At 29.4% G+C, this 26,444-nt stretch carries 24 protein-coding genes and 3 pseudogenes; 2 read left to right on the plus strand and 25 right to left on the minus strand.

The genetic code is table 11. The features are described 5' to 3' along the window. Window positions 1–43: 43 nt before the first annotated feature. From AC4KN9_RS07205 to AC4KN9_RS07245, 9 genes are all read right to left on the minus strand, one after another. Window positions 44–4,072 carry a G5 domain-containing protein gene (locus tag AC4KN9_RS07205; protein WP_491017886.1) on the minus strand — a complete coding sequence of 1,343 codons (4,029 nt, stop codon included), beginning with the start codon at window positions 4,070–4,072 and terminating at the stop codon, window positions 44–46. 191 nt (window positions 4,073–4,263) lie between these two features. Next, on the minus strand, window positions 4,264–4,401 hold the full coding sequence (locus AC4KN9_RS07210; RefSeq protein WP_491017887.1) for a hypothetical protein: 138 nt from the start codon (window positions 4,399–4,401) through the stop codon (window positions 4,264–4,266). Between the two features lie 156 nt (window positions 4,402–4,557). Continuing rightward, window positions 4,558–5,232 (minus strand): tRNA (guanosine(46)-N7)-methyltransferase TrmB, encoded by a 675-nt coding sequence (gene trmB, locus AC4KN9_RS07215; RefSeq protein ID WP_491017888.1) that lies wholly within the window; start codon window positions 5,230–5,232, stop codon window positions 4,558–4,560. A gap of 21 nt (window positions 5,233–5,253) precedes the next feature. Further along, window positions 5,254–6,573 (minus strand): transketolase-like TK C-terminal-containing protein, encoded by a 1,320-nt coding sequence (locus AC4KN9_RS07220; protein WP_491017889.1) that lies wholly within the window; start codon window positions 6,571–6,573, stop codon window positions 5,254–5,256. Next, complete coding sequence (locus tag AC4KN9_RS07225) at window positions 6,563–7,222, minus strand: thiamine pyrophosphate-binding protein (RefSeq protein WP_491017890.1); 660 nt, start codon at window positions 7,220–7,222, stop codon at window positions 6,563–6,565. The genes AC4KN9_RS07220 and AC4KN9_RS07225 overlap by 11 nt, the downstream gene beginning before the upstream one ends. Before the next feature lie 302 nt (window positions 7,223–7,524). Continuing rightward, on the minus strand, window positions 7,525–8,274 hold the full coding sequence (locus AC4KN9_RS07230) for a hydroxymethylglutaryl-CoA synthase (RefSeq protein ID WP_491017891.1): 750 nt from the start codon (window positions 8,272–8,274) through the stop codon (window positions 7,525–7,527). 76 nt (window positions 8,275–8,350) lie between these two features. Then, a complete protein-coding gene (locus AC4KN9_RS07235) occupies window positions 8,351–8,680 on the minus strand; it encodes a hypothetical protein (RefSeq protein ID WP_491017892.1) in 330 nt (109 codons plus the stop codon). Further along, window positions 8,667–9,926 carry a hydroxymethylglutaryl-CoA reductase, degradative gene (locus tag AC4KN9_RS07240; RefSeq protein ID WP_491017893.1) on the minus strand — a complete coding sequence of 420 codons (1,260 nt, stop codon included), beginning with the start codon at window positions 9,924–9,926 and terminating at the stop codon, window positions 8,667–8,669. Before AC4KN9_RS07240 ends, AC4KN9_RS07235 begins: the two co-directional genes overlap by 14 nt. 8 nt (window positions 9,927–9,934) lie before the next feature. Continuing rightward, complete coding sequence (locus tag AC4KN9_RS07245; protein ID WP_491017894.1) at window positions 9,935–11,179, minus strand: thiolase family protein; 1,245 nt, start codon at window positions 11,177–11,179, stop codon at window positions 9,935–9,937. Window positions 11,180–11,347: 168 nt separating this feature from the next. Between AC4KN9_RS07245 and ftsH the strand changes: the two genes are divergently transcribed. After that, window positions 11,348–13,249, plus strand: coding sequence for an ATP-dependent zinc metalloprotease FtsH (gene ftsH / locus AC4KN9_RS07250; protein WP_491017895.1), 1,902 nt, complete (start codon window positions 11,348–11,350; stop codon window positions 13,247–13,249). A 42-nt stretch (window positions 13,250–13,291) separates the two neighbouring features. On the opposite strand, the gene AC4KN9_RS07255 is transcribed toward ftsH, so the two are convergent. The 7 genes and pseudogenes from AC4KN9_RS07255 to AC4KN9_RS07285 all read right to left on the minus strand — a co-directional run bounded on the left by AC4KN9_RS07255 (window position 13,292) and on the right by AC4KN9_RS07285 (window position 18,693). Continuing rightward, entirely contained in the window at window positions 13,292–13,978 is a 687-nt protein-coding gene (locus tag AC4KN9_RS07255; protein ID WP_491017896.1) for a 5'-methylthioadenosine/adenosylhomocysteine nucleosidase, read from the minus strand. 49 nt (window positions 13,979–14,027) lie between these two features. Beyond that, window positions 14,028–15,017: a phosphate acetyltransferase gene (gene pta / locus AC4KN9_RS07260; RefSeq protein WP_491017897.1), complete on the minus strand. Its 990-nt coding sequence runs from the start codon at window positions 15,015–15,017 to the stop codon at window positions 14,028–14,030. Then, window positions 14,998–15,858 (minus strand): DUF4446 family protein, encoded by an 861-nt coding sequence (locus AC4KN9_RS07265; protein WP_491017898.1) that lies wholly within the window; start codon window positions 15,856–15,858, stop codon window positions 14,998–15,000. Before AC4KN9_RS07265 ends, pta begins: the two co-directional genes overlap by 20 nt. After that, complete coding sequence (locus AC4KN9_RS07270; RefSeq protein ID WP_491017899.1) at window positions 15,851–16,747, minus strand: ParB/RepB/Spo0J family partition protein; 897 nt, start codon at window positions 16,745–16,747, stop codon at window positions 15,851–15,853. The genes AC4KN9_RS07265 and AC4KN9_RS07270 overlap by 8 nt, the downstream gene beginning before the upstream one ends. After that, window positions 16,747–17,499, minus strand: a complete 753-nt coding sequence (locus AC4KN9_RS07275; RefSeq protein ID WP_491017900.1) for a ParA family protein — start codon at window positions 17,497–17,499, stop codon at window positions 16,747–16,749. The genes AC4KN9_RS07270 and AC4KN9_RS07275 overlap by 1 nt, the downstream gene beginning before the upstream one ends. Before the next feature lie 251 nt (window positions 17,500–17,750). Further along, window positions 17,751–17,965, minus strand: a pseudogene (locus tag AC4KN9_RS07280) (transposase); the annotation flags it as partial. Window positions 17,966–18,318: 353 nt separating this feature from the next. Continuing rightward, the gene (locus AC4KN9_RS07285; RefSeq protein WP_491017901.1) at window positions 18,319–18,693 is read right to left on the minus strand and encodes a hypothetical protein; all 375 of its coding nucleotides are present in this window, start codon (window positions 18,691–18,693) and stop codon (window positions 18,319–18,321) included. A 460-nt stretch (window positions 18,694–19,153) separates the two neighbouring features. Here AC4KN9_RS07285 and AC4KN9_RS07290 point away from each other — a divergent pair. Further along, window positions 19,154–19,690: pseudogene (locus tag AC4KN9_RS07290) on the plus strand (transposase). Window positions 19,691–19,899: 209 nt separating this feature from the next. Here the strand turns inward: AC4KN9_RS07290 and rsmG are convergent. From rsmG to rpmH, 9 genes and pseudogenes are all read right to left on the minus strand, one after another. Beyond that, entirely contained in the window at window positions 19,900–20,607 is a 708-nt protein-coding gene (rsmG, locus tag AC4KN9_RS07295) for a 16S rRNA (guanine(527)-N(7))-methyltransferase RsmG (RefSeq protein ID WP_491017902.1), read from the minus strand. After that, entirely contained in the window at window positions 20,594–21,328 is a 735-nt protein-coding gene (locus tag AC4KN9_RS07300) for an MnmG/GidA family protein (RefSeq protein ID WP_491017970.1), read from the minus strand. Before AC4KN9_RS07300 ends, rsmG begins: the two co-directional genes overlap by 14 nt. A gap of 18 nt (window positions 21,329–21,346) precedes the next feature. After that, window positions 21,347–22,497 (minus strand): annotated as a pseudogene (locus AC4KN9_RS07305) (FAD-dependent oxidoreductase); the annotation flags it as partial. Window positions 22,498–22,537: 40 nt separating this feature from the next. Further along, window positions 22,538–23,914: a tRNA uridine-5-carboxymethylaminomethyl(34) synthesis GTPase MnmE gene (mnmE, locus tag AC4KN9_RS07310; RefSeq protein ID WP_491017903.1), complete on the minus strand. Its 1,377-nt coding sequence runs from the start codon at window positions 23,912–23,914 to the stop codon at window positions 22,538–22,540. Window positions 23,915–23,988: 74 nt separating this feature from the next. Then, window positions 23,989–25,035: an RNA-binding cell elongation regulator Jag/EloR gene (gene jag / locus AC4KN9_RS07315; protein ID WP_491017904.1), complete on the minus strand. Its 1,047-nt coding sequence runs from the start codon at window positions 25,033–25,035 to the stop codon at window positions 23,989–23,991. 1 nt (window position 25,036) lies between these two features. Continuing rightward, complete coding sequence (locus AC4KN9_RS07320; protein ID WP_491017905.1) at window positions 25,037–25,735, minus strand: YidC/Oxa1 family membrane protein insertase; 699 nt, start codon at window positions 25,733–25,735, stop codon at window positions 25,037–25,039. Window positions 25,736–25,743: 8 nt separating this feature from the next. After that, the gene (yidD, locus tag AC4KN9_RS07325) at window positions 25,744–25,956 is read right to left on the minus strand and encodes a membrane protein insertion efficiency factor YidD (RefSeq protein ID WP_491017906.1); all 213 of its coding nucleotides are present in this window, start codon (window positions 25,954–25,956) and stop codon (window positions 25,744–25,746) included. Next, complete coding sequence (rnpA, locus tag AC4KN9_RS07330) at window positions 25,953–26,288, minus strand: ribonuclease P protein component (protein WP_491017907.1); 336 nt, start codon at window positions 26,286–26,288, stop codon at window positions 25,953–25,955. The genes yidD and rnpA overlap by 4 nt, the downstream gene beginning before the upstream one ends. Before the next feature lie 21 nt (window positions 26,289–26,309). Beyond that, window positions 26,310–26,444, minus strand: a complete 135-nt coding sequence (gene rpmH / locus AC4KN9_RS07335; protein WP_491017971.1) for a 50S ribosomal protein L34 — start codon at window positions 26,442–26,444, stop codon at window positions 26,310–26,312.

The raw sequence follows: 26,444 nt of genomic DNA on the forward strand, positions 1-26,444 counted from the left end.
TTTTTGTTCTAAAGCTTGATTTTCAATTGTAATCTTCTTAACTTCAGAATAGTCCGTCTATATCTTTTTTATTTGGTGATTCTTCAGGCTTAAATACACTACCTTTATCATCCATTAGATATATTTCATAGTATTTGTTAATACGGTTTTTACCTTCAGTCTTTGTTTTTTCTTGTTTGAAGTCAAGTGTATCATCTGCTTCATAGCGTGTTGAGAAGTTGTCAGTTTCATTAATCATTTGACGATTGTTTACATACTCTATTCTATGATTTGTAGTTTCACTTACTACTTCTTCTCTAGGATTTGTAGTTTCACCAGTTTTTGGATTTACGTCATAAGTTACTTTAAGTTTCTTTGTTCCTTCACTTCCTGCATTTTTCACATAGCTTTGTCCAAATGCTAAGTCTTCTGGAAGTTCGTCTTTAGTAATACCATCTGCTAGTGTACCGTCTTGTTTGTATAGCTTTTTGTAGATAGTTTGCATTGGTATTGCTTCAGTTTTGTTTTCTACATTACCTACACCAAATACTTTATCTCTAGCTTTTTCTTCTGTTTCACGTGATTGTTCTCTCTTATTGCTTAGTGAACCATCTTGTGGGTTTACATCGTATTGGTATTTAATTGTTTCAGTCCCTGTTTTCCCTTCTACTAATACCTTCTTTTCACCAAATGTTAAATCTTCTTTTGGTTGATAAGTTGTATTAAAGTCGATTGGGTTTTTTGTGGTTTCAATGTTACCTACATAAGTTATTAAATTACCATCTTGATTTCTTTCAGTGGTTTCATTTTTTTGATTAAATTCTATATCTTCTTTTGGTAAGAATACTCTATCTGCTTCTAGTACTTCAAATGGTACGGTTAGTTCTGTGAATTTATCGGTCATATGCTCATCAACAATCTTAAATGTCACGCTATATCCACTTCCAACTTTTGTTGCTTTATTGTCAGTAAATGGATTGTTATCATCCTTAAATGTATGTGTCACACGTGATAAATCGATATCTCCAGTGTTTTTATCATTTGCATAAAGCATTTGTTTTAATTCATCAAGAGTTGTCCCATATTTTAATTGTAGGGCGTTTATTTCTTTGTCAACTACTTGACCAGCCTCGTTATAGAATTTAACGCTTGTTTTTTGAGTATTTGCATCATCAACTTTTACACTTACTTTGTTTGTAGCATCATTTACATAGTCTTCTTTTACGGCAAGTGTTGGTAATACTCCTGTACCTTTTACTATTTCTTTAGCAACTGGATCTCTTCTTACTGGTTCATCTACTCTCACTGGATTATCTTCATCAACTATTACACCATTTCTTTGTTTGTAGTGTTTTGTTGTTTGGATATTACCATCACGACCTTCAGTTACTCTTTGTTTACCTTCTGGTAGTGATGGATCTTCAGTTACATTTTCTCCCTGAGGTATCGAAACATTAGTTGTAACTGCTTTTAATGGTGCAATCTTAAATGTAGATACATTTGGAGCTGATACCACTTTTGTTTTTGTATCATACAAGCTTACATATGACTTAAAGTCTACATCATATCCAATGTCTTCATTAGGTGTTGATACTTTAAGTTTAATATCATCAACTGTATATGCTGGAAGTGGGCTTTTACGCTCTAGTTTAACTGCTGTAATATTTTGTAAATTAACAGCACCATTTTGCTTGGTAACTTGTGTCCATGTAGTGTTATCATGCGTACTATTTTCACTTAGTGTATCTGTTGTATAGTACACATTGTAGTTATCGTTTTGTGGCAATTCTTTCAAATACACATCATGCTTATTTGTCTGAGAGCCAGTGAATGTATATCCATTTTTTCTTGGTAAGAAGAATATAAATCCTTTATTTTCTTGTACTGTACCATCTAGGTTAATAAATGATGCTTTTAGATAGACATCTTCATTGTGAAGTACCGAACCTACAGTATCAGTATTTTTGTAGTTTTCATCTTGTGATGTCGAGAATGAATGCTCTACACTTAGTCCTTGTGGCATTATAATTTGCCCCGTAAATGTCAGAGATGATTCGCTACCTTTTTTTAGTGTATCGGGAACTTGAAGTTTTTCAGGTGTATCTTCTACAAATACGCTATATTTCATACTTATATTTACCGTTGAAACTTTTTTACCCTTGAAAACACCTTCTGTAGCAGTGATAGGTGCTCTTAAAATTTTACCTACTAAATTACCATCAACATCATCATTAGCAAACGCTTTATATACATTTACATTAGTTAATGTAGCGGTGTATACAGTTTTATCACCTTCAATAGTTTTCTCGTATGAAAATCCTTCAACATCCTTGAATTCAGAATAGTCAATTTCAATACCTGGTGTTACTTCTGCTTTCATGGTTACTTTACCAATATTATATTCACCTTTATAATGTTCTTTATCTTTAATATTAAGGAAACTGCTTGTCTGTACAAAATCAACATTTAAAGTATCTTTAGAAATTCGTATAGTTTGATTCAACTGATCAAATGATAATTTACTAGTTGTACCATAATTGTAACTGGACGATGCCGCTCTTAAATCACGTAAAATTCCCGGTTTTATTTTTAAATGTCGTTCTATTTTTCTAGTCTCGGAAAGCTTTTTTTTGTCGTTATTATATACTTCTAATCGAGAATTCATTTGCTTTTGAACAGGATATTCTTGTGTAGTATCTTCAAAGAATTGTTCAGCTTTATCTATGTCGACTACATCATAATCCACTCTAATATATTTAAAAAATTCCCATTTTTCAGATTTAGCTAAATTTATAGGTTCTGCAAATTTTATGTCAATAGTATAACTCGATACATCGTCACTCAATGTGTTTTTATAAAAGGCTTCTTTTTCAGTAGATTTATTTAATACTGTATCATTTATTTTTACAATAATATCTTTATCTTTAATTTTTTCTTTAGCATCGTTAACAAAAGATATACTTTTTATCTTGAATAGTGGTTTATTTTCACTATCTGTAGGCATGGTAATTTTTCTTTTAATCTCAGTAAATGTAAGTTCATTATTTATACCTTTAGTAATGATTGTTTCATCATAGAATCTATCTGATAGTATCTCTGGATTTTTTTTATATTCTTTTTTTAGTTTTTCTATAGATGGAAATGATATTTCATTATAAGCGTAATTTCTAGAGAGTCCAATACTATTGTTTTCTTTTAGACCTGTATTTCTGAATTTCCAATAAAATTTATCTTCATAGTTTATAGTTTCTCCAAAAATCGATGCTGACATGCTAAGTGTTTTTTGTTTGTTAATTGGAGGAGCGTGATGATTAAAAAAAATATTCTTATCAACAAATTGCTCTGGATTTTCAACTAATGGATCCGTTGCTGAGTGCTTAATATCTTGGATAAATAATTCTAATTCATATTCTGAAGAATCGTTTTTATGAACTATTTTATTAGAAAATTCTACATTGTATGTTGTTGCATTTATTTTTTTTGTATTATATTTCGATGTTAAATCTTCTATTGTAACTTCCTTCAATTCAGAAGGAAATCTTATTTCTGGACTTATATTAGATACATATGCCGGTCCTTTATGAGCATCTTTACCTCTAAATCTTGAATTGAAATCTAAACGAAAATTATTACGTTCTTCTATAGTAGGATTTTCTGGATTAAAATCTTGATATCCAAGTGTTCTTGTTCCCTTATTCTTCGTTACAGAATAAAAATCTAGTTTAGTATTAATTAAATCTGCTTCTGTTAATTTAAGCAGTCCTTTTTGTTCCACTTGCATTTTAGTGTCTATAAGTTTATCATCTGCCGTGCTTAGTGTTACTCTTAGGTTCTCAACTAATTTAGCAAATGAATCTGTTTTAAACTCCAAAGGAATTGAACGGCTATAATTGGAAGTTATATTTTTAAGATTTATTTCAATATACTGATTATTTTCTTTAGTATAAGATTTAGTATCTTCAACATTATTCAATCTAAAGTCAATATTATTTGAGTGACTTTCATTTTCTTTTTTATTAGATACTTCTCTAGGAAGTGATAATTTTAATGTAGCGTTTTCAATATTTTCAGCACCTGTATAACTTATATTCAATCTCTTATGACGATATTCACTAACATATTCCCCGTTATATCTCTCTTTTTTATTTGCTTCAACATCATCTATTAATTCAAATCTAAATCCGTCTTTTTCAAAAACTACTTTTCCATCTCCATCAGGTTTTTGTACTGGTACGTCAGTATCACCTTGATTGGTGTTTTCTCCACCTTGGGTAGCTTGTCTATCTACCCCCCCCTTGATTCTTGGGCATTTACCGTGAATGCACTTGAATTAATTAACATTGCACCAACTAAGGCACTAATTGTAAATTTCTTGATGGTATTTAAAATAAATTTTTTATTTATTTTTTTATTGTCAGTCATTTTTACTCCTCTCTAAAATAATATATTAATTTTCTTGCTATAGTTTACTACAAAAACACATATTTGTAAATATACATTCCCTTTGTTATGCTATATTTACATTCTTTATTATACAAACAAAAACTTGCGTCAGTTTATACTCAGATGCTTTTTTCTTTACTTTCTATAAATTTCCAACACTTCACTTTGAGCATCGTCAATCAATTTTGCTCTTAAATAATGAATTGTATCTCCATTTTCTCTCCATTTTTCTTCATATTCTGTAACAATATGGTCTTCAATATCATCTACACCTAAATCGTATGATAAATCTAGAATTTTAAAACCATTCCTCTCAAAATATTTAATTGAATCATCAAAGAATGTTCTCTGATCTGTCTTAAAAACTATTTCTGCCTCTATTGGGATAATTTTCTTATAAACATTTAATAACTGAGGATGTGTTAATCTTCTTTTATGTTGGCTTCTTTTTGGCCATGGATTTGAAAAATTTAAATATATTTTTTTTATTTCTCCTTTTTCAAAGTATTTAGTTAAATTCTCAGCCTTATTTCTAATCCCTATTATATTTTTTAAGCCTGATTCCTTAAAATCTCTTGCAGCATATACTAAGACTTTTTCATCTAATTCTACTCCGATATAGTTTATATTCTGATTCCTTTCAGCTTTTGTTAAAATAAACTTGCCAAATCCAGCCCCTATTTCAAGATGTATTGGATTGTTATTCTTAAATATTTTACTCCATTGACCTTTGTTTTCCTCCGGTTCAAAAAAAACTAAATCATTTTCTTTAAGTTCAGGCATAGCAAAAGCTTTATATCGCATTCTCATTTTATTTCTCTATTTCTTTTCCTAAAATTTATTTTTTACTTTTTCTAATATATCTTCTACCGTAAAGCCAAAATATTTGAATGTAACTTCGGCTGGTGCTGATTTACCAAATGTTTCCATTCCAATCAGTAGTCCATCCATTCCAATATATTTATACCATGATTTTTCTGATGAAGCCTCTATGGCAACTCTATTTTTCACATTTGAAGGTAATACTGATTCCTTATATTCAACTGATTGTTCTTCAAAAAGTTCGATTGACGGTACAGAAACAACTCTTGCTGATTTTCCTTCTTCGAATAATTTTTCGGCTACTCCATATGCTAGCTGAACTTCTGAACCTGAACCCATTAATATTATTTCTGGATTGTTTCCAAAATCTTTAAGTACATATGCACCTTTGTATAGATTCTTTCCTGTATTTTCAAAGTTTGGTACAGCTTGTCTTGTTAAAATTAAATTGACCGGTCTAGAGTTTGACTCTAAAATATATGCCCATGACGCTGCTGTTTCTCTTGCATCAGCTGGTCTTAATGTGATACTATTTGGGATCGCTCTAAGCATAGGTAATTGATCTACAGCTTGGTGAGTTGGTCCATCTTCACCTAAACCAATACTATCATGTGTGAATATATATGCTACTTTTTGATGCATCAATGCTGATAATCTTAGGGATGGTTTCATATAATCTGCAAACGATAAAAATGTACCTGTATATGGTAATAGTCCTCCATGTAAGCTTATACCATTTGCCATTGCTGCCATTGCATGTTCTCTAATTCCATAATGAATATTCTTTCCTGAAGGATTTTCTTTTGAAAAAAATGTTTCCCCCTCAAGTGTCGTATTATTTGATCCTGCTAAATCTGCAAATCCACCAAATAAAGAATCATATTCATTAGCAATTTTATTTAGTACTATTCCTGATGAAGCTCGTGTTGCCATTTCCTTATCAAATTTATAAAAGTCATCTTTATCTAAAAATGATAAATCTTGTGTATTATTTATTGAATTTATTAATGATTTATATTTTTCGGAATATTTTTCTCTATATTTTTCAAGTAATTTAATCCATTCTTCTTCTAATTTTTCATGCTCTGAAATTATATCTCTTAAATATTCTTTTACATCTTCATCTACCGTAAACATATCTTTAACATTATAACCTAAAGTTTTTTTCATATCCTCTATATCTTCAGATTTTAATGGATTACCATGAACTTCTGATGTATTTGCTTTGTTTGAAGCATATCCAATTGTTGAATGGATTTCAATTATTGTAGGTTTTTCTGTTTCCTTTTTCGCTTCTTCAATAGCCTGTCTAATTGAATCAGAGATCATTCGCATCTTCTACATCGATTACTTGCCATCCTAACGCTTCGTATCTTTTTGCTACATTTTCTGAAAAGGCAATATCTGTTGTACCGTCAATAGTTATTCTATTTGAGTCATATAGCATGATTAATTTACCAAGTCCCAATGTACCTGCTAACGATGACGCTTCATTTGAAACACCCTCCATTAAACATCCATCACCCGTTATTACATATGTAAAATGATCAATTATTTTGATATCTTCTGTATTATATTTTGCAGCCAAATGCTTTTCTGCCATAGCAAATCCTACTGCATTGGCAATACCTTGTCCCAATGGTCCTGTCGTCACCTCTACTCCATCAGTGTCTCCGTATTCTGGGTGTCCTGGTGTTCTTGAGTTTAGTTGCCTAAAATCTTTAATATCATCCATTGTTACATCAAATCCAAATAAATGAAGCAATGAATATTGAAGTGCTGAAGCATGTCCAGCTGATAAAATAAATCTATCTCTGTTAAACCATTTTGAATTTTTGGGATTGTATTTCATAATATCATTATATAGTGCAAATCCCATTGGAGCAGCACCAATTGGAGTACCTTGATGACCAGAGTTTGCTTTTAATACCATTTCAGCTGATAAAACTCGTATTGTGTCAATTATTTTCTTTTCCATAATTTTCCTTTCAATTAATATCTTGTTTTATATATATTCTATTATATATTTTAAATTACTAAAGTACAAAAAAATAAGTATATTATAGAAATTATCTATAATACCTTATTTGTATTTGTTCCTTTTTTTGTTTATGCAATCTTTTGATAAAATTTATATTTTAGAATTATTAATATGATAAAACACATTATTTTCTAAACTTTATATTATTTTTTTTAATAAAGCTTAAAATAAGGAAAAATTATAGTACTATAACAAAAAATATTGAGACGAACCTTTGCTCGCTTCTGTTAAATTATTTTTTAAAAACTAAAGTATTTTCTTTTACTATCTTTACTCTTATAACCGTAATCCCCTTTACGAAGTTCTATTTCTAAACCTTCATTAAAATAATTTCTATCATAATCTTCAATAGAAACTTCAACTCTATTTTCAATTCTATCAAATATAGCTTCTGAATCAATATTCTTTTTATATCCATCTACTAATTTTCCTGTAAATAGTTCAGCTACACATCCAGAGCCATAGCTAAAGAATCCAATTTTACTTCCATTATCTATGTTATCGTGTACTATAGATGATATGAGTGATAAATATAATGAACCAGTGTACAAATTACCTATTTCTTGACTGAGCTTTTTACTATGTTCGTAATGTCGATACCATTTTTTAAAAAGAATTTTTATTTTATCGTCTTTAATATCATTTTCTAAACTAATGAGGGCTTTTTTTCCCATTTTTGAGAATGGCAAATGAAATAATATGCCTTCCAACTCTTCTATTTCTTGTCTATTATATAAAAGTTTTTTATTTACTAATTTTTTAAATACGTTAATATAAAGTTCTACTGAAAATTTTGAATCAACAAAAGGATAACTTTCCCTCTCTGGTCTCCAAAAATCATATTCATTCAATGTAATTGAAACTGAATCTTTATCCACTTCTAATATTTTTGGATTTGCAGAAATCAATATTGCAATGCTACCAGCTCCCTGAGTAACTTCTCCAGAAGATTTGGCTCCATATTTTGAAATATCTGAGGATATAATCAAGACTTTTTTTCCAGCCTCAATCTTACGTAGTCACAGGCTATTTGAATAGCAGCTGTTGCAGAATAGCAGGCTTGTTTCACTTCATAAATCTCACAAATTCATCCAAATTTAAATATTCTTGCAAGTACGTCGCCGCAGCCTTTGAATAATCAAAAGAAGATTCTGTAGCAAAAATTATCTGAGTAATTTCTTTTTTATCTTCATCTGTTAAAAAATTTTTTGATGCATTAATCCCCATTGACACTATATCTTCATTTGAACTAATGACCGACATTTTATTTTGTCCTATACCTTTTGTCCATTTATCCGGATCGATTCCTCTGTGTCTGGCTAGTTTAGCTAAATCAACAAAGTTTTTAGGTATATATAAATTTATTTTATCAATACCGACTTTAATTTCGTTCATCTTCACCTCTTATATCTTCTAAAATTTTTTCAGCATTTTTTTCGTTTATTTTCACAGATTTTTTAAGTCTATTTACGACTTCATCTATTTCATTTTCATTAGCCCCAACTTGCTTGGCTACACTTCTTGCATGAAGCGACATATGACCTTTTTGAATACCGTCTGTTACTAAAGCTCTTAGAGCCGCAAAATTTTGAACAAGACCAACACTTGCCATTATCTTTGCTAATTTTTTAGCTTCTGGATTTTTCATCAATTTTAATGACCAATTAGATGCATTGTTCACTGAGAGTGTTCCTCCAACTGTTGCAACTGGCATCGGAATTTCTATTTCTCCTATTAGCATTTCTGTTTTACTATCATACTTCCAGCTAGTTAATGACCTATATTGTCCATTTCTAGAGGCAAAAGCATGTACAGAGGCTTCTAAAGCTCTCCAGTCATTTCCTGTTGCTAAACAAACAGCGTCCACTCCATTCATTATTCCCTTGTTATGAGTTACAGCTCTATAAGGGTCGACGTTTGCGTAATTTGTAGCTTCTTCTATTCTCTTTGCAATCTCTATAGCAATATTTTTATCTTTATCTAGTTTTTCAACTGGAGTTTTAGTAAAAGCTTTAACTACAGATTTTTTTGCATTGTTTGACAGGATTTTTAGAATAGGTTTATTATCAAATTTTTCAAAAATTTTTTCACCTAAAATTTCTAAAAAAGTATTGATACTATTTGCTCCCATTGCATCACAAGTATCTACAGAAACATATATAGTTATATATCCTTCTTTTTTGAAAGATTTAAACCAAATATCCTTTATTCCTCCACCTCTTTTTATCATTGATGTAAAATGTTTATTAGCTAAATTAAAAAAATATTTTTTTAACTCTTTTATCTTTTCAAAAGTTTTATCAAAATTTTTGACATTTGCAATTACCACCTGACCAACAACAGCTTTTTGCTTTAATTCAGTAGTAATATTTTCTAATATTTTTGCTCCATTGCTAGCTGCTGCTATAACAGAAGGCTCCTCGACTGCCATTGGTATCAATATCTTCTCTCCATCAATTTCAAAATTGAAAGCTATTCCCAACGGCAAATCATAATTAAAAATGTAATTTTCTATCATTACATTTGCATTTTCACTCGAAAGTTCTATCTCTTCTAGATTTAAATCAATATTTTCATTTCTTAAAATTTCTCTTCTTTCTTCTATAGATAAACGATAAAATCCCTTAAATTTATCAAACATTTTAACTCCTACTTTATAAGATTTCCATTTTCTAATAATAATGCTATAGCTTGACCTCCACCAATGCATGCAGAAACTATGGCATATCTTGCATTTGGTCTATTCTTAAATTCGTAAAGAGCCGTCACAACTAATCTTGTACCTGACATCCCAAGTGGATGTCCAATAGCTATAGCCCCACCATTTACATTAAATTTATTTTTATAAAATTCGGTATCCATATCAATTCCTAACTCTTTTATACAAGCTAGTGTTTGTCCAGCAAAAGCTTCATTTATTTCTAATAAATCTATATCTTTTTCTAGATCTAAATTATTACTTTTTAGTAATTTTTTTATCGCCTTAAAAGGAGCCAACCCCATATCTATCGGATCAACGCCTACTATTTCATAATCTAGTAGTGTACCTAATATTTCTAATTTTTTTTCTTTTGCATAAGATTCACTTGTCAATATAGTAAATGCCGCTCCATCATTTAGACTACATGCATTACCTGCAGTAATTGAGCCATCTTTTTCAAATGCCGGTCTTAAAGTAGAAAGTTTTTCTAAAGAGATATCAAATCTAATATCTCCATCTCTATTAATAACTAAATCTTCTCCTCTTTTTTGTTTTATTTTAACTGGCACTATTTCTTTACTCAATCTTCCAGATTCAAATGAAGCACTTGCTTTTTTATGACTTTCAAAAGCAAACTTATCTTGTTGCTCTCTTGTAATATTATATTTTTTAATTAAATTTTTTGTTGTGTCTGCCATATGTGTAATATCTGAGTTATCTCCAGAAAGTGATCTATGCATTTCAAGATTTGTATCGATAAAATTTATATCTCCTAATTTTAATCCTTGAAATCTTGCTTCTTCTGGTAATTGATATGGAGCTCTTGAAAGAGATTCTACTCCACCTGCAGCAACTACTTTTCTTTTACCTAATAATATATCGGAGGATCCATTTATTATTGATTGCATCCCAGAACCACAGACTCTATTTACCGTCATAGCAGTAGTTTCAGTAGGTAAATTTGCGTCTAGAGCTATTATTTTTGCCACGTTACTTGATGTTTGTGAGCCGATTACATTTCCAACTATAACTTCATCTATATCTTCTTTGTTTAATTTTGATCTCTTGATTGTTTCATCCAGTGCAATTACACCCAATTCTTGTATTCTTAGTGTCTTTAGATCTCCCAAAAAAGATCCCACTGGCGTTCTACTAGCACCTACGAAAACTATTTTTTCATTTATATTTTTCATATTTCCCCCTGTCAATATACTATAGTATATTACAATAAATGTTTGTTGTAAAACAATAAAAATTATATTTTTAATATTATTTAAATTTGGTATATAATATATAAAGTACATTATTTGAATATATTTGTTTAATATAATGGTTTTAATCTATAAAGTAAGGGGAAAAATATGTCATTTAAGAACGATGAGAACGGTAAAAGACCATTGTGGTTCTGGTATGCAATTGCAGGAGCTATATTTTTAATCTTTAACCTAGTTATTTCACCTATGATAAGAAATAGCTCTGTTACAGAAGTAAAATATAGTCAATTTGTAAGCATGCTTAAAGAAGGTAAAGTTACCGAGGTTCAGATGGAACCACACCAGATAACATTTAAGGTGAAAGAAAAAAATAAGGATAATGTAGAAAATTATAAATCTGGTAGATGGCCAGATCCAGATATTACAAATAGATTGTTATCTGCCAATTCAAAATTTTCTACTAAAATAGTAGAACCAACCAATCCATTAATTATATTTTTATTACAATGGGTAATTCCAATGGCTATAATGTTCTTTGGAATAAGATTTCTAACACGAAATATGATGGGTGGGTCAGGAAATTCTCTAAGTTTTGGTAAATCAAATGCGAAAAAATATATTAAAGCTCAAAATTCAGCAACTTTTAAGGATGTTGCTGGGCAAGACGAGGCGAAAGAATCATTAGAAGAAATTGTCGACTTTTTACACAACCCAAAAAAATATTCTGATATTGGTGCTGTTACACCTAAGGGGGTACTGTTGATTGGACCGCCAGGAACTGGTAAAACACTTATTGCAAAAGCTGTTGCTGGAGAGGCGAATGTACCTTTCTTTTCAATTTCAGGATCAGAATTTGTAGAGATGTTTGTAGGTCTTGGGGCTTCAAAAGTTAGAGATTTATTTAAACAAGCTAATGAAAAAGCTCCATGTATCGTATTTATAGATGAAATAGATGCTATTGGTAAAAGAAGAGATACCTCCGGTTATAGCGGAAATGATGAGAGAGAACAAACTCTTAACCAATTGCTAAATGAAATGGACGGTTTTGATGCTACTAATGGTGTAATAATATTAGCTGCAACTAATAGACCTGAAATTTTAGATCCTGCTCTTACAAGACCTGGTAGATTTGATAGGCAAGTTAGAGTGGAATTACCAGATATCACTGGTAGAGAAGCTATTTTAAGAGTTCATTCTAAAAAAATTAAAATAGATGATGATGTAAATCTTAAAACAGTTGCAAAAATGACCGCTGGTGCATCAGGTGCCGAACTTGCAAATATTATAAATGAAGGTGCTTTAAGGGCTGTAAAAGAAGGCAGAAGTATAGTAACAGAAGAAGATTTAATCGAAGCTGTTGAAGTAGTAATTGCTGGACACAAAAGAAAAAATATGGTTATCACTCAAAAAGAAAAAGAAATTATTGCTTACCATGAAGTTGGACACGCAATTGCTGCTGCAGCTCAAACAAATACTGCTCCAGTAACTAAAATAACTATCATACCTCGTACTTCTGGTGCCTTAGGATATACTATGCAAGTTGAAGAAGAAGAGAAATTCTTACAATCAAGGGACGACTTGTTCCAGGAACTTGTAATTTTAACTGGTGGTAGAACTGCTGAAGAAATTGTATTTAATATAAAAACTACTGGTGCATCAAACGATATAGAAAGAGCAACAAAAATTGCTCGTGCAATGGTAGCAACATATGGTATGGAAGATGAATTTGACTTTGTATTACTTGAAGCATCATCATCAAGATACCTAAAGGGTTCTGCGACTCAATCTTACGCTGCATCAGGTACAGAAAATAAAATTGATAGTAAAGTCATGGCTATTATTGCTGAAGCTCATGCTAAAGCTCATCAACTTTTAAAAGAAAATATTGATAAACTTCATGAAATCTCAAAATATTTACTAGAAAAAGAGACTATAACAGGTGCTCAATTTATGGATATTTATAATGGAGATTATAACTTAACTGAAAAACCTGATTATATTAAAAATTTAGAAGATAAAATCGCACAAGAAGATGGAAGTATAGAATAAAAACAAAAATAGTGCTGATAATATATTTTATCAGCACTATTTTTATTTTATCTTTACAATCAAATTTTTAACCATTTCAGCACTTCTTTTTGAAGTAATTTCTACATTCTTCATAAAATCTATTCCACTATTATCATTAAAAACTATATCTGACAATGATCTTACAACTATAAAGGGAACACCTAATTTTTCACAGGTTTGTGCTATTGCCCCTGCTTCCATTTCACAAGCTATAGCAGTTGGAAACTTCTTTTTCAATTCTACAATCTTTTCAGTTTCTCCTACAAATAAATCCCCACTTATAATATCTCCGATATATATATCTGCTGATAAACCACTTTCTATAAATGCTTCTTCTACTATTTTTCTTAACTGATAGTCTGAGCTTGACCTTATCCCAATACCTAATTCACCATCTATATATGAAGTGTCATAATCATGTTGAATAATATCCTTTGAAATCACAATATCAAGAGTATTTTGTTTTTCAACAAGACCTCCTGCCGTTCCTATATTAACAATAATTTGAGGATTAAAGGTTACTATCATTATAGTAGCAGTTACGCTAGCATTGACTTTTCCTACTCCACTTTTACAAACAACTACCTTTTTATTTTTTATTTCCCCAAAAATAAATTCATGATTAAATAAAACTTTTGTATTTATATTGTTCATTTTATTTTTTATTGCTTCAACTTCTTTGGGCATAGCTCCAATAATACCTATCATATTTTCTCCTTAAAAATAACTCCCCTAGTTAGGGGAGCTTTAATGCTTTTTATAATGATTGAGCTGCTGTAACTAATGCTGTAATATAAATATCTTCAGCTACACAACCTCTAGATAAGTCGTTAACAGGCTTGTTTAATCCTTGTAAAATTGGTCCAACAGCTACTAAATTACCTAATCTTTGAGCAATTTTGTACCCAATATTTCCGGATTGTAAATCTGGAAATATAAATGTATTTGCTCTACCAGCCACTTCAGAATCAGGGAATTTAAGCTCAGCAACTTCCGGTTTAATCGCTGTGTCAAATTGCATTTCACCATCAATTTTATAGTTTAACTCTTCTTTTTTTGCTATTTCTTTCGCTATTTTTGTTGCTTCTGCCACTTTTAATGATTCTGGTGTCTTAGCAGAACCATTTGTTGAAAATGATAATAAAGCTATCTTTGGATTAATTCCAAAAACTTCTGCCGTCTTTCCTGAAACTACAGCCACTTCTGCTAACTGTTGTGCATCCAATGTAGGATTAATTGCAATATCTGCGAATAAATATTTATGAGCTCTATCTCCTAACAAAATCATAGCTCCAGATGTTCTAGAAACTCCGGGCTTTGTTTTAATTATTTGTAATGCTGGTCTAACTGTATCTCCTGTTGTGTGAATAGCTCCAGATACCATACCATCTGCATCACCTAATTCAACCATCATTGTACCGAAATAATTTACATCCTTAATAATTTCTAAAGCTTCTTCTTTTGAATTTTTACCTTTTCTTATTTCTACAAAATGATCGACATATGATTCAAATTTATCATGTGTTGAAGGATTAAGAATTTCTATATCGTCAATATTGATATTATTATCTTTTGCTATCTTTTTAACTTTTTCTTTATTCCCTAATAAAATTGGGGTTACAATTCCTTCAGTTTTTAACTTAAATGCCGCTTCTAAAACTCTAATATCTTCACCTTCCGGTAATACTATTTTTTTATGTGTACCTTGTAATTTTCCTCTTAATTCATCAACTATCGCTAATCTCATTTTCCCTCCTATTTTTTATCGCTTTTTCAATCGCAACTTTTTCTTCTGGTGAAAATTCATAATCTGATTTTCCATTAACTATCATCTTAGAATATGTATATGAACTTTCTCTACCATTTATACACGTGAACATTATACCACTATTGAGTTGATCAAGTAAAACTATTGTAAATGATAGATTTCCAACTTGATTGTCGAGAGCATTATATCTGTGAAGAAATATTTTTTGTATTGTAAATGCTAGTTTATCACCGATTCTTTTTACCTTAGTTTCTAAATCATTTTCCAATCGCTCTCTCTTATCCTCGCTTTCCTTAATAAAAGCTTCAAGTTGAGCTACATTTGTTTTATTTAAATTATTTATTAATTTTTTATACTCATCTTTTATTTCTTTTACATTTGAATTTAGTTCATCAAGAATATCTGTATAATATTTATCAATTTTTGAATTTGTCGATTTATTGATTGATTCTAAGAAATTTTCTACTTCATCTATCCTTTTACCAAGCCTATTATCGACCTTAAAAATTTCATTAGATAGTTTTCCATCTATATCGCCTAAATTACTTTGAATTTCATTAACTAATACATTTTTATTCATAGTACTGTTTTGTGTGTGTTTACTTCTTTCAACTTTTTCTAGTCTACTTAGAAGCATATTAAAATCACTCGAATCTATTGAATTTTCAGAATTGAATGAATAATTCTGTCTAATTCTATTATTTTTTTCATATTTATTACTTAATCTATTTATCCTATCATTTGTTTTAAGCTGTTTATATACACATAATAAAATTATTAGAGTCATAACTAATAAAATTAACAAAAGCATACTATCCATTATATTCTCCCGTTTTATAATTATCTAAAAAATACTCAATTTCATCATCTGATGTAAATTCAATATTTACTTTCCATTTATTTTTAGTTTTTTTAACTAAAACTCTAGTTCCCAACGCTTCTTTAAGTCTTTCTTCTATATCCCTTACAAATACATCTTTTTTATTTGTGTTTTTTTGCTTATTTTTTGATTTTTTTTCAATTTCATTAACAGTTATTTCTTTTTTTATCAACATATCTAAGTATTTTTTTCTTTCAAAAATATCCGATATTGTTAAAAGTGCTCGTCCCTGTGATGACGTGATATTACCATTTTCTAGTTCTCTTATTGTGAAATCATCAAGTGTTAATAATCTCACAATATTTGCAATGTACGTCCTACTTTTTCCTAAAACTTCACTTAATTCACTTTGTGTTAATGAATATTCATTCATAATATTACTATATGCCTGAGCTTCTTCATATGGGTTTAAATCTTCTCTTTGAATATTTTCAACCATAGAAATCATATCTTTGTCTTTTGTAGATAAATCTTTTATTATTGCTGGAACTTCCTTTAATTTTAATACCTTTGCCGCTCTATATCTTCTTTCACCAGCGACAATTTCATATTTATCCTCTTCTTTTTTTACCAAAACTAATGGCTGAATTATTCCATACATTTTTATGGATTCTGCTAGACTATTTAATGCTTCTTCATCAAAGTTTTTTCTGGGATTATCATCACTTGGAACTATTTTTGATAAAAGTATGTTTTGAACTAACTCTAAATCTACATCATTTGTTTGCTTTTCTTTTTTGGTTGACTTCGAATTTAATTTTTCTTCCTTTTTAGGATTATCTGGTATTAATGCACCTAATCCACGTCCTAGTCCTTTTCTTTTGCTCATTATCTTATCCTTTTAATTAATTCATTAGCTAATTTCTTATATGCTACAGCACCCTTAGATTTTTCATCATAATCCAATACTGATAAACCATGTGATGGTGCTTCCGCCAATCTTATATTTCTAGGAATTATGGTCTTAAACACTTTATTCTTGAAATATTTTTTTACCTCCTCAACAACATCCAACGATAAGTTGTTTCTTCCGTCAAACATTGATATAACTACACCTTCTATCTCTAAGTTTGGATTTAAGCTATTTTTAACTAATTCTATTGTTTTTACTAACTGAGATACCCCCTCAAGTGCATAGTATTCACTTTGAATAGGTATTAGTACCGAGTGACTAGCCATAAGTGAATTGATACTTAGCAATCCTAATGATGGGGGACAATCTATTAACACAAAATCATACTCCTCATAATTTTTTATTGCTTTTTTTAATAATTTCTCTCTTTGTTCAATTCCTACCGCTTCTATTTCAAATCCAGATAATTCTGTGTTTGATGGTAAAATTTCAACATTTTTAGCTGACGTTTCTAATGGAACAAACTTTTCTTCTTCTAATAAAATATCATATATAGTATAATCTAACTCCATTTTATTTATTCCAAGCCCCGAACTACTATTACCTTGTGGGTCTAGATTTATTACTAATACTTTTTTGTTCTTTTTCCCAAGTGCTGCTGCTAAATTTACAACTGTTGTTGTTTTTCCAACACCACCTTTTTGATTAAAAATTGATATAATTCTCATAAACACCTCGTAAAAATTATATCATATTTTTAAGTATATTTTTAATAGTATTTAAAGTTTCATATGAAACAAAAAATTCTACATACACATTTCATCAAAAATATATACGATTGTTTCATATGAAACAAAAAATTCGGTGTCTGTAGAGTAAGTGAAAATGTTTCATATGAAACAATATAAGATAGTAATATTTATCAGACACATCCTTAATAACTTTTATTAATGATGAATTGCAAATAATATTGTGACACCTAAACCAAACTAAGTTCGTGCATAAATAAATTAAAATGGAGTTTGATATTCTAGATATTTTTCTAGGTCTAGTATTAAGCTCCATTAAGTTTTTAATCAGCTTATTGATAAATATTTTAGATAAATCTGTCTTCTTAGGATAATAGTCTCTTAACAAAACATTAGAATTTTCGTTACTGCCCCTTTGCCATGCTGAATATGCATCAGCAAAATAATTTATTATTCCACGCATTTGAATAAAACTTAAATTAATCAAATTATCATTTATAAATCTAAATCAGATATGGATATTAATTTGTAATCTCTCTATAGTACTTTGATTTTGTTATAAATTATCTAAGTTAAATGATAGTTTTAATATATAAGTATACTTAAAACGTTATCTTTTTTTCAATTCAAATATTAACAAAGATATAAAAAATAATATCGCAAATACTATATTTGTTAATAACAAAATCTTTCTAGTTTGTAAATCAAGGCTTTTATAAAATAAAAATGTGAAAGATGATACAACTAAGAGTAAGATAAATGACAAAAACAATACTTTTTCAAATATTTTCATATATCTCACCATAACGCATTTATTCTATTATTATTTGGATTAACATCATATCTGTCCCACAAATTAGTTACAACATCCCCTACACTCATCCAACCTGCATATTTTAACAAGTTTCCAACTATAGTTCCTGATATATAATTAGCTGCTCTTATTCCAAGCCATTTTGAAACAACTTTAAAAATCTCTCTTGTTACAACAGTTCTCCCTTTTTTTGCTATATAACCTTTTATTAAGCTAATCGTTCCACCACCAAGTAAACCATTAAAAGCTATATTTATTGGACCACTTACAACCCATTTGTATAAGCTTAATCCCCCATCTAAATACATCATCTCTTCTTGTTCAATTTCTATATAATTTTGTGGTAATACTAATTCCATATTTTCTCCTCTGTAATTTTTTATATAAAACTAATAAGTGATAAACTTACATTTAACCTCCCTTATTAAGAATATGTAATTTCATCATCCTGTGTATCAATTCTTGTTTTAATTTTTTTAGATTCTTTGATAAATATAGGATTTTGAATTGTTTAGGTTCAACAATATCTGTTGGGGGATTTCCTTCAACAGGTATTTTTTTGTAAAAAAAATTGCACTTATCCACCAAAAATCCTATAATTAAGTCAACGAAACCAACTAGGAGGTGTATAAGTGCAATTAAATGATATCATGAAATTCGTAAATATAAAAGTGTTTGTAATAAAACCTAATTTTGTAAGTAAAAAAGAATCAAATGACATCTAGATTAAAGCAAAGTATTCTTTTTGAAACTGGAAAAGTTTTAACAATTAAAGATATTTATAAAAAATATCATGTTTCAGAATTTACAGTTAGGAGAATGATTAAGTTAATATCTCCTAAAAGTATTCATGTGATAGATAGGTATCATTTCATAAGACAAGTCTTATGGGGATTTGAAAATGTTCGAAAACAACAACAAAATACAATGAAAAAAACAAATAGAATCTACTTTAAGAGAAGTAAAAGTCTTTTAACCAAGCCCTTTTCAAAGTTAAATAACAATAAAGACATAACAAAGGTATCTTTAATGCTTGAAATAAATGAAAAAATAAAAGATGCCTACTTAATAAAAGAATCATTTTACAATTATGTATTAAAAACTAATAATTCAATTAATTTTAGGGTAAAGCTTAAAGCTTGGATAGAACATATAAAACTTAAATGATTAGAGTCATTTAACGCTTGTATAAGAGCATTTACAAATTGGTTTGATCCAATATGCAATAGCTTTGATTTCAAGCATACAAATGGATATGTTGAAGGTCACAATAATAAAACAAAAGTCTTAAAGAGAATAGGATATGGATATCGAAACTTTGACGTATTTAGGACAAGAAGATTGTTAATGGGATAATCTATTAAAAATTTAATAACCATTTAGACTTGTTTGCCATGCCTAAAAACGTATAAAATTGACTTATTTTTAAAATTTATTAAATTAAGTGTGAAATATGTTACAAAAAAGTAGGGAGGCTAATTTCAATTAATTAGCCCCCAACAGATATTGTTGAACCAAAAAAATACGCCATAATATGTTTTTACACACATTACGACGCTTTTTATTTATGTTAATGGTTTTGATTTTGGTTTCCCACCAGCTCTGGGATATCTATTAGGTGTGGCTTTGATTTTTTTTACAATAATCAATGATCTCGCCCCAAAGTCATTAGGTAATTCATACTCTAATACTTTTTCTAAATGACCTCCTAATATTTTAATAGCTCCTTTAGAAAGTTTAAGTTCCTCTTTGTAGTTTGGACCTTTCATAGCAATAAAGTAGCCTCCGACTTTAACAAAAGGTAGACAGTATTCTAATAAAGTCTGTAGGGGAGCCACTGCCCTTGATGTAGCTATATCAAAAGCTTCTCTCATTCCATCTTTTCTAGCAATTTCTTCAGCCCTTCCATGTAATGGTACTACATCTTTTAATTCTAGTTGTTGTACTGCTTCATCTAAAAAATTAATTCTTTTCTTTAAGCTATCTAGTAACACAAATGAAAGACTGTCATTAAATAATTTTAAGGGAATACCAGGGAATCCTCCTCCTGTTCCAACATCAATAATAGTTTGATTTTTTTCTATAACTCCTGATTTTGTAATAAGTAAACTGTCTAAGAAGTGTTTTATAAAAACTTCTTCTGGTTCTACAATTTTAGTTATATCAATTTTATAGTTCCATTCTTTTAAGAGTTTATAAAATTTTTCAAAATTATTCTGTTGTTTTTGATTTAAGTTATAGCCTTCTTTAATAAAAAGATTATTGTACTCCATTTTGCTTCCTTCTTAATACTTCTAAGTGAATTAATATTACATTTATATCTGCTGGTGTTACTCCTGGCATTCTAGATGCTTGTCCGACTGAATCTGGACGCTTTAAATTTAACTTTTCCATTGCTTCATGTTTTAAACCATCAATTTCTCTATAGTCCTTTATAATATCTAATTTTTTATTTTCCATTTTCTTAAATTGCTCAATTTGCTGGTTCTGTTTTTTGATATATCCCTCATATTTTATCTGAGTTTGGATTTCTAACTTGTATGGAGCCTTTATTGGCTCTCTGAGAGGATCAAGTATCTCAAGCATATCATATGTTAGCTCGGGTCTTCTAATGAGCTCACGCAGCGAAATAGCGGTCTTGATTTCTGCTGTACCAAAATTTCTTAAAATTTTATTAGATTCTTCCGTTGGTGTAATTATAATTCCGTTTAATCTTTCAATTTCTCTTTCAATAACATTTTTCTTCTCTAACATAATATCATATCGTTCTTTAGAAACTAATCCTAAATCATAACCTTTTTGAGTTAATCTTAAATCAGCGTTATCTTGTCTTAATGTTAATCTATATTCTGCTCTTGAAGTCATCATTCTATACGGTTCGTTTTGCTCTTTTGTAACTAAATCGTCAATTAATACACCAATATATGCTTCCGATCTATCTAAAACAAATGGATCTTTATTATCTATATTTCTAACTGCGTTTATACCAGCCATTAATCCTTGTGCTGCTGCTTCTTCATATCCTGATGTACCATTTATTTGTCCAGCAAAGAATAAATTTTTAATATGAAGACTTTCAAGGTTTGTTTTCAATGTTGTTGCGTCTAAACAATCATATTCTATTCCATGTGCTGGACGCATAAATTCTACATTTTCAAGCCCTACTATTGTTTTGTAAAATTCTTGTTGTACTTCTACAGGTAAAGTGGATGATACGCCTTGAACATACATTTCATTTGTTTTTTTTCCTTCAGGTTCAATAAATACAATATGTTGATCTTTATCTGCGAATCTAACAACTTTATCTTCAATAGATGGACAGTATCTCCACCAACCCCTTCAATTATCCCTGAATACATAGGTGATTTGTGCAACTCTCTTCTTATAATTTCATGTGTTTCTGGAGTTGTATATGTTTGATAGCATAATTCTTGTTTATAATTAAAATCTTTATCTATATTCATAAATGAAAACGGTACTGGATTTTCATCTCCATATTGTGGCACCATTACCGATAGATTTAGTGATCTTTTATGAACTCTAGCAGGTGTACCAGTCTTAAATCTTCTTAGATTAAATCCTAGTTTCTCAAGGTTTGAAGACAGATGTAGGGCAGGTTTCATGCCATGTGGACCTGACGAATATTGTAATTCTCCCATTAAAATGAGCCCATTAAGATATGTCCCCGTACATACAATTACTGCTTTTGAATAGTATGCAGCTCCAGTAACTGATATTACACCTTTTACTTCTCCACCTTCTACTATTATATCCTTTATTTCAGTTTCAATTAATTGTAAATTTGGTTCTGCCTCTAAAACTTTTTTCATTTCTTCATGATAAAGTCTTTTATCTGCTTGTACTCTGAGAGAGTGAATTGCTGGTCCTTTAGAAGTATTTAACATTTTTGACTGAATCGATGCTTTATCAATATTTAATGCCATTTCACCACCAAGTGCATCTATCTCTCGCACTAAGTGTCCTTTTCCGGTTCCTCCTATATTAGGATTGCACGGAAGATCAGCTATAGAGTCCAAGCTTATGCTTGCCATTATTGTTTTTTTGCCCATTCTAGCAGCTGCAAGGGCAGCTTCTATTCCAGAATGACCCGCACCGATGACTACTACGTCAACCTCTGCAGCTTTATATTTTTTGATTTCCATTTTATCTCCCTTATAAAACTTAGTTAAATATTTAACTTATTTATTTTCCAATACAAAAATCCTTAAATATTTTGTCTAAAACATCTTCTCCAATGGTTTCACCAGTTATTTCCCCAAGTTGTGTAAATGCATTTCTCAGATCAATCTCTATTGCATCTAAAGGAATATTCATTTTTACATCATTTATTGCAGAAACAATATTATCTCTTGCTTTAATTAGTAGATCTCTATGCCTAATATTTGTAATCAAAGTCGTATTTTTAACTTGAATTTCACCATCAAAAAATAGATTTAATATTTCATCTTCAAGTTCTTTTATGCCTTTATCATTTAATATAGACATATCTATGATTTTATTGTTTGGAAAGGCATCTAAAATAATTTTTCTATCTGCTTTAATATCTAAATCTTCCTTGTTTAATAAAATTATTGATTTTTTGTTATTAAGCAATTCTATTATTTTCTCATCTTCATCATCAAATGGCTTAGATAAGTCAAAAATAGCAATAACTAAATCTGATTCATTAGCTATTTTAATTGATTTTTCTACACCTATTGATTCCACAACATCTTCGGTACTTCGTATACCAGCAGTGTCAATAATATTAATAGAAACTCCACCTAGATCAATTGATTCTTCTATTGTATCACGTGTAGTACCTGCTATATCTGTTACGATAGCTCTATTTTCTTTAAGTAAGGCATTTAATAAAGAAGATTTTCCAACATTTGGTTTACCAATTATAGCTGTTTTTATACCATCTTTTAGAATTTTTCCCTGATTTGCTGACTCTATTAAGGTGTTTAATAAATCTATTAAAGTATTCGCCTTTTCATATAAAGGTTCGAGAGGTAAATCATCTTCATAATCTTCCATAAAATTTATACTAAACTCAACTCTCGCCATTAGTTCTAACATCTTTGTTTTTATTTCTTTCACTTTTGAAGCAACGCTACCTTTTAACTGCAATAAGGAAGCCTCATATGCTTTATCTGTTCTTGCATCTATTAAATCAATAACAGCTTCGGCTTGAGATAAATCCAAACGTCCATTTAAGAATGCACGCTTTGTAAATTCTCCTCTTTCTGCAATATACGCACCTCTTTTTATTAATAAATCAAGAACCTTTTTAACAGCTATATATCCACCGTGACAATATATCTCTACGATATCTTCTCTTGTATATGTATGAGGTCCCTTCATAAACGCTATTAAAACCTCATCTACCATTTCATCAGAATCATATATATAGCCATAATTTAATTTTTTGTTTTCAAACTTTTCAATATTTTGCTTTTTTCCATTTTTAAATACTTTTTTTGCTATATCAAATGATTTTTCACCGGACATCCTAACAATACCTATTCCTGCTTCACCCACAGCTGTTGATATAGCTGCAATTGTTTTTTCAGCCATAAGTTCCTCTTTTTCTTAATTAAAAACCCCCAAAAATGCAAAGCTAGCATCCATAATGGGGGTAAGTTCTTCTCTTATTTTTCTTGATATTTTATAACTACTTTTCTATTAGGAAATTTCCCTATAGAAACTGTTTCAATTCCTTTATAGTTTTGTAAAGAATAGTGTACGATTCTTCTTTCGTAAGAATTCATTGGTCTTAATGCTATAGATTTTTTAGTCTTTAATACTTTATATGCTATTTTTTGAGCATTCATTTCAATTGTTTTTTTCTTTCTATCCCTGTAATTTGCAACATTCAATGTTACTCTGTAATATTTATTAGTGTTTTTATTTGTCAATAAACTTAATATATATTGAATAGCATTTAATGTCTCACCTTTACTACCAATAACTATTCCAGTATCATTTTCAGAAATATCTGTCAAATTCAATTTAATTATATTATCTTTTTCAGTTTCATAAGATACTTTACTATCTATATGCATCTTCACCAAAATATCTTCTAAATTATTCTTGATTTTTTTAGCTGTTTCTTCAATATCATCTTCATCTTCAACAATATTTGCGTCTCCTGAGAAATCTAAATCTCTAGTATTTATAAGGTCCTCTTTATCTGAAGAATATGTTTCTATTTCTTTATCTTTTTCAACTTCTTTTGATTCATTTTCAAAATCTTCTTCAAATTTTTCTTGATATTCATTGGATTTTTCTTCATATTCCTTGAAATCTTCATCTAATTCATCTGATTTAATCACATTATCAGTTTCGAGATGAGGTGTTAACTCTTCTATCTCATCTTCACTATCTTCATCTTCATCGTCTAAATCATATTCAAGATAAAAGTCCTCGTATTTAATATCATCGTCTTCTATAGTTTCTACAGATATATTATCAAATTTCAATTTGCTATCTTCAAAAATTTCATCAATATCGATTTTCATTTTTGTTTTTTCTTTAATTTTTACGAGAGCATCATTTCCACCGAAAATTCCAAAAATTCCTTTTGTAGGCTCTTGAATTACTTCAATTTCTGCTTCGTGTCTTGTAAGACCTATTTCTTTTAATCCTATTTCAATAGCTTCATCAACTGTCTTAGCTGATTTTATTATTGATTTCATATTAGCTCCTTGCAACTTTTAAAAGATTAAATAATCTTATACCACCTCTTATTGTGATCTCAATTATATTACCTACTGACCAGTATAACACTAAACCAGCTGGAAATGTTCTAAATACGAAGAAAAACATAATTGGTAGTATAAATAACATAGTCTGCATACCACCTACTTGATTTTGAGATTGTGCAGGTGTTCTATTTAAGAATTGATAACCTAGTTGTGACACTGAGTTAATTAAAGGTAATGCAAATCCTGTTGGATCCGCTAATGATAAGTCGGGAATCCATAAAAATGCTCTATTTATATTACTAAATCCTGTTAAATATTTTTCTGGTCCTTGAATAACTCTATATAAAGCGAAAATTATTACCATTTGTAGTATAAGTGTAAGACATGTACCCCCACAGCCTTGCATCATATTATTCTCTTTTTGAAACTCTTGTAATTTTTTTTGATAGATTTGTTGATCATATCCATATTTCTGTTTAATTTTATCAAGTTCAGGCTGCATTTCTCTTTGTTTTTTTGAACTTCTTGCTGATTGAATTGTCATTGGAATAGTAATAAGTTTATATACTAGTCCCATTATAATAATTGATACAGCATAAGTAGAAAAACTACCTCCACCTATACCCATTGATTCAGCAGATTCATATACAAATTTGAAAAACTGTCCTAATATACTAGATAGAAACTCCATCTGTCCTCCTATTTTACGGGATCATGCCCGCCTTTATTGAATGGGTTGCATCTTATTATCCTCCATATAGTCATAAATGTAGCTTTAAAAAAATTGTATTTTTTATATGATTCTATTGCATATTGTGAACAAGTTGGTGTAAATCTACACTTTCCTCGTCCTAAAATCGGAGAAATATATTTTCTATATAAACCGATTATAAATATCATTAGTTTATTCATTGTATTTTCTTGCTCAATTCTACTATATGTTTTAATGAGGATTCTAATTTGCTATAATCTAAATCTATTGCATGATATTTCGGAGTAAAAATATAATCTGTATTTTTTTCAAAAACATTTAAATTATATCTTATTATCTCCTTAATTCTTCTTCTAATTTTATTTCTTTTATTTGCTTTACCAAATTTTTTAGTTATAACAAATCCAAATCTAGGATAATTGTTTGTACTTTTTGCTTTAAGTAGAATAAAATCTCTATTGTAGTACCTTTTAGATCTTTTATATAGATTTTTATATTCTTTATTTTTTTTTATCCTATATTTTTTTTGCATAAGATATCCCTATTTTTAAGATTACGCAGATAAGTTTTTTCTACCTTTACGTCTTCTAGCTTTTAACACTCTTCTACCGCTTGTTGTTTTCATTCTATTTCTAAATCCATGTTTCTTTGATCTTTTTCTTCTATTTGGTTGAAATGTTCTTTTCAT

The organism is Helcococcus sp. SA-HE-C1 (assembly GCF_985670335.1).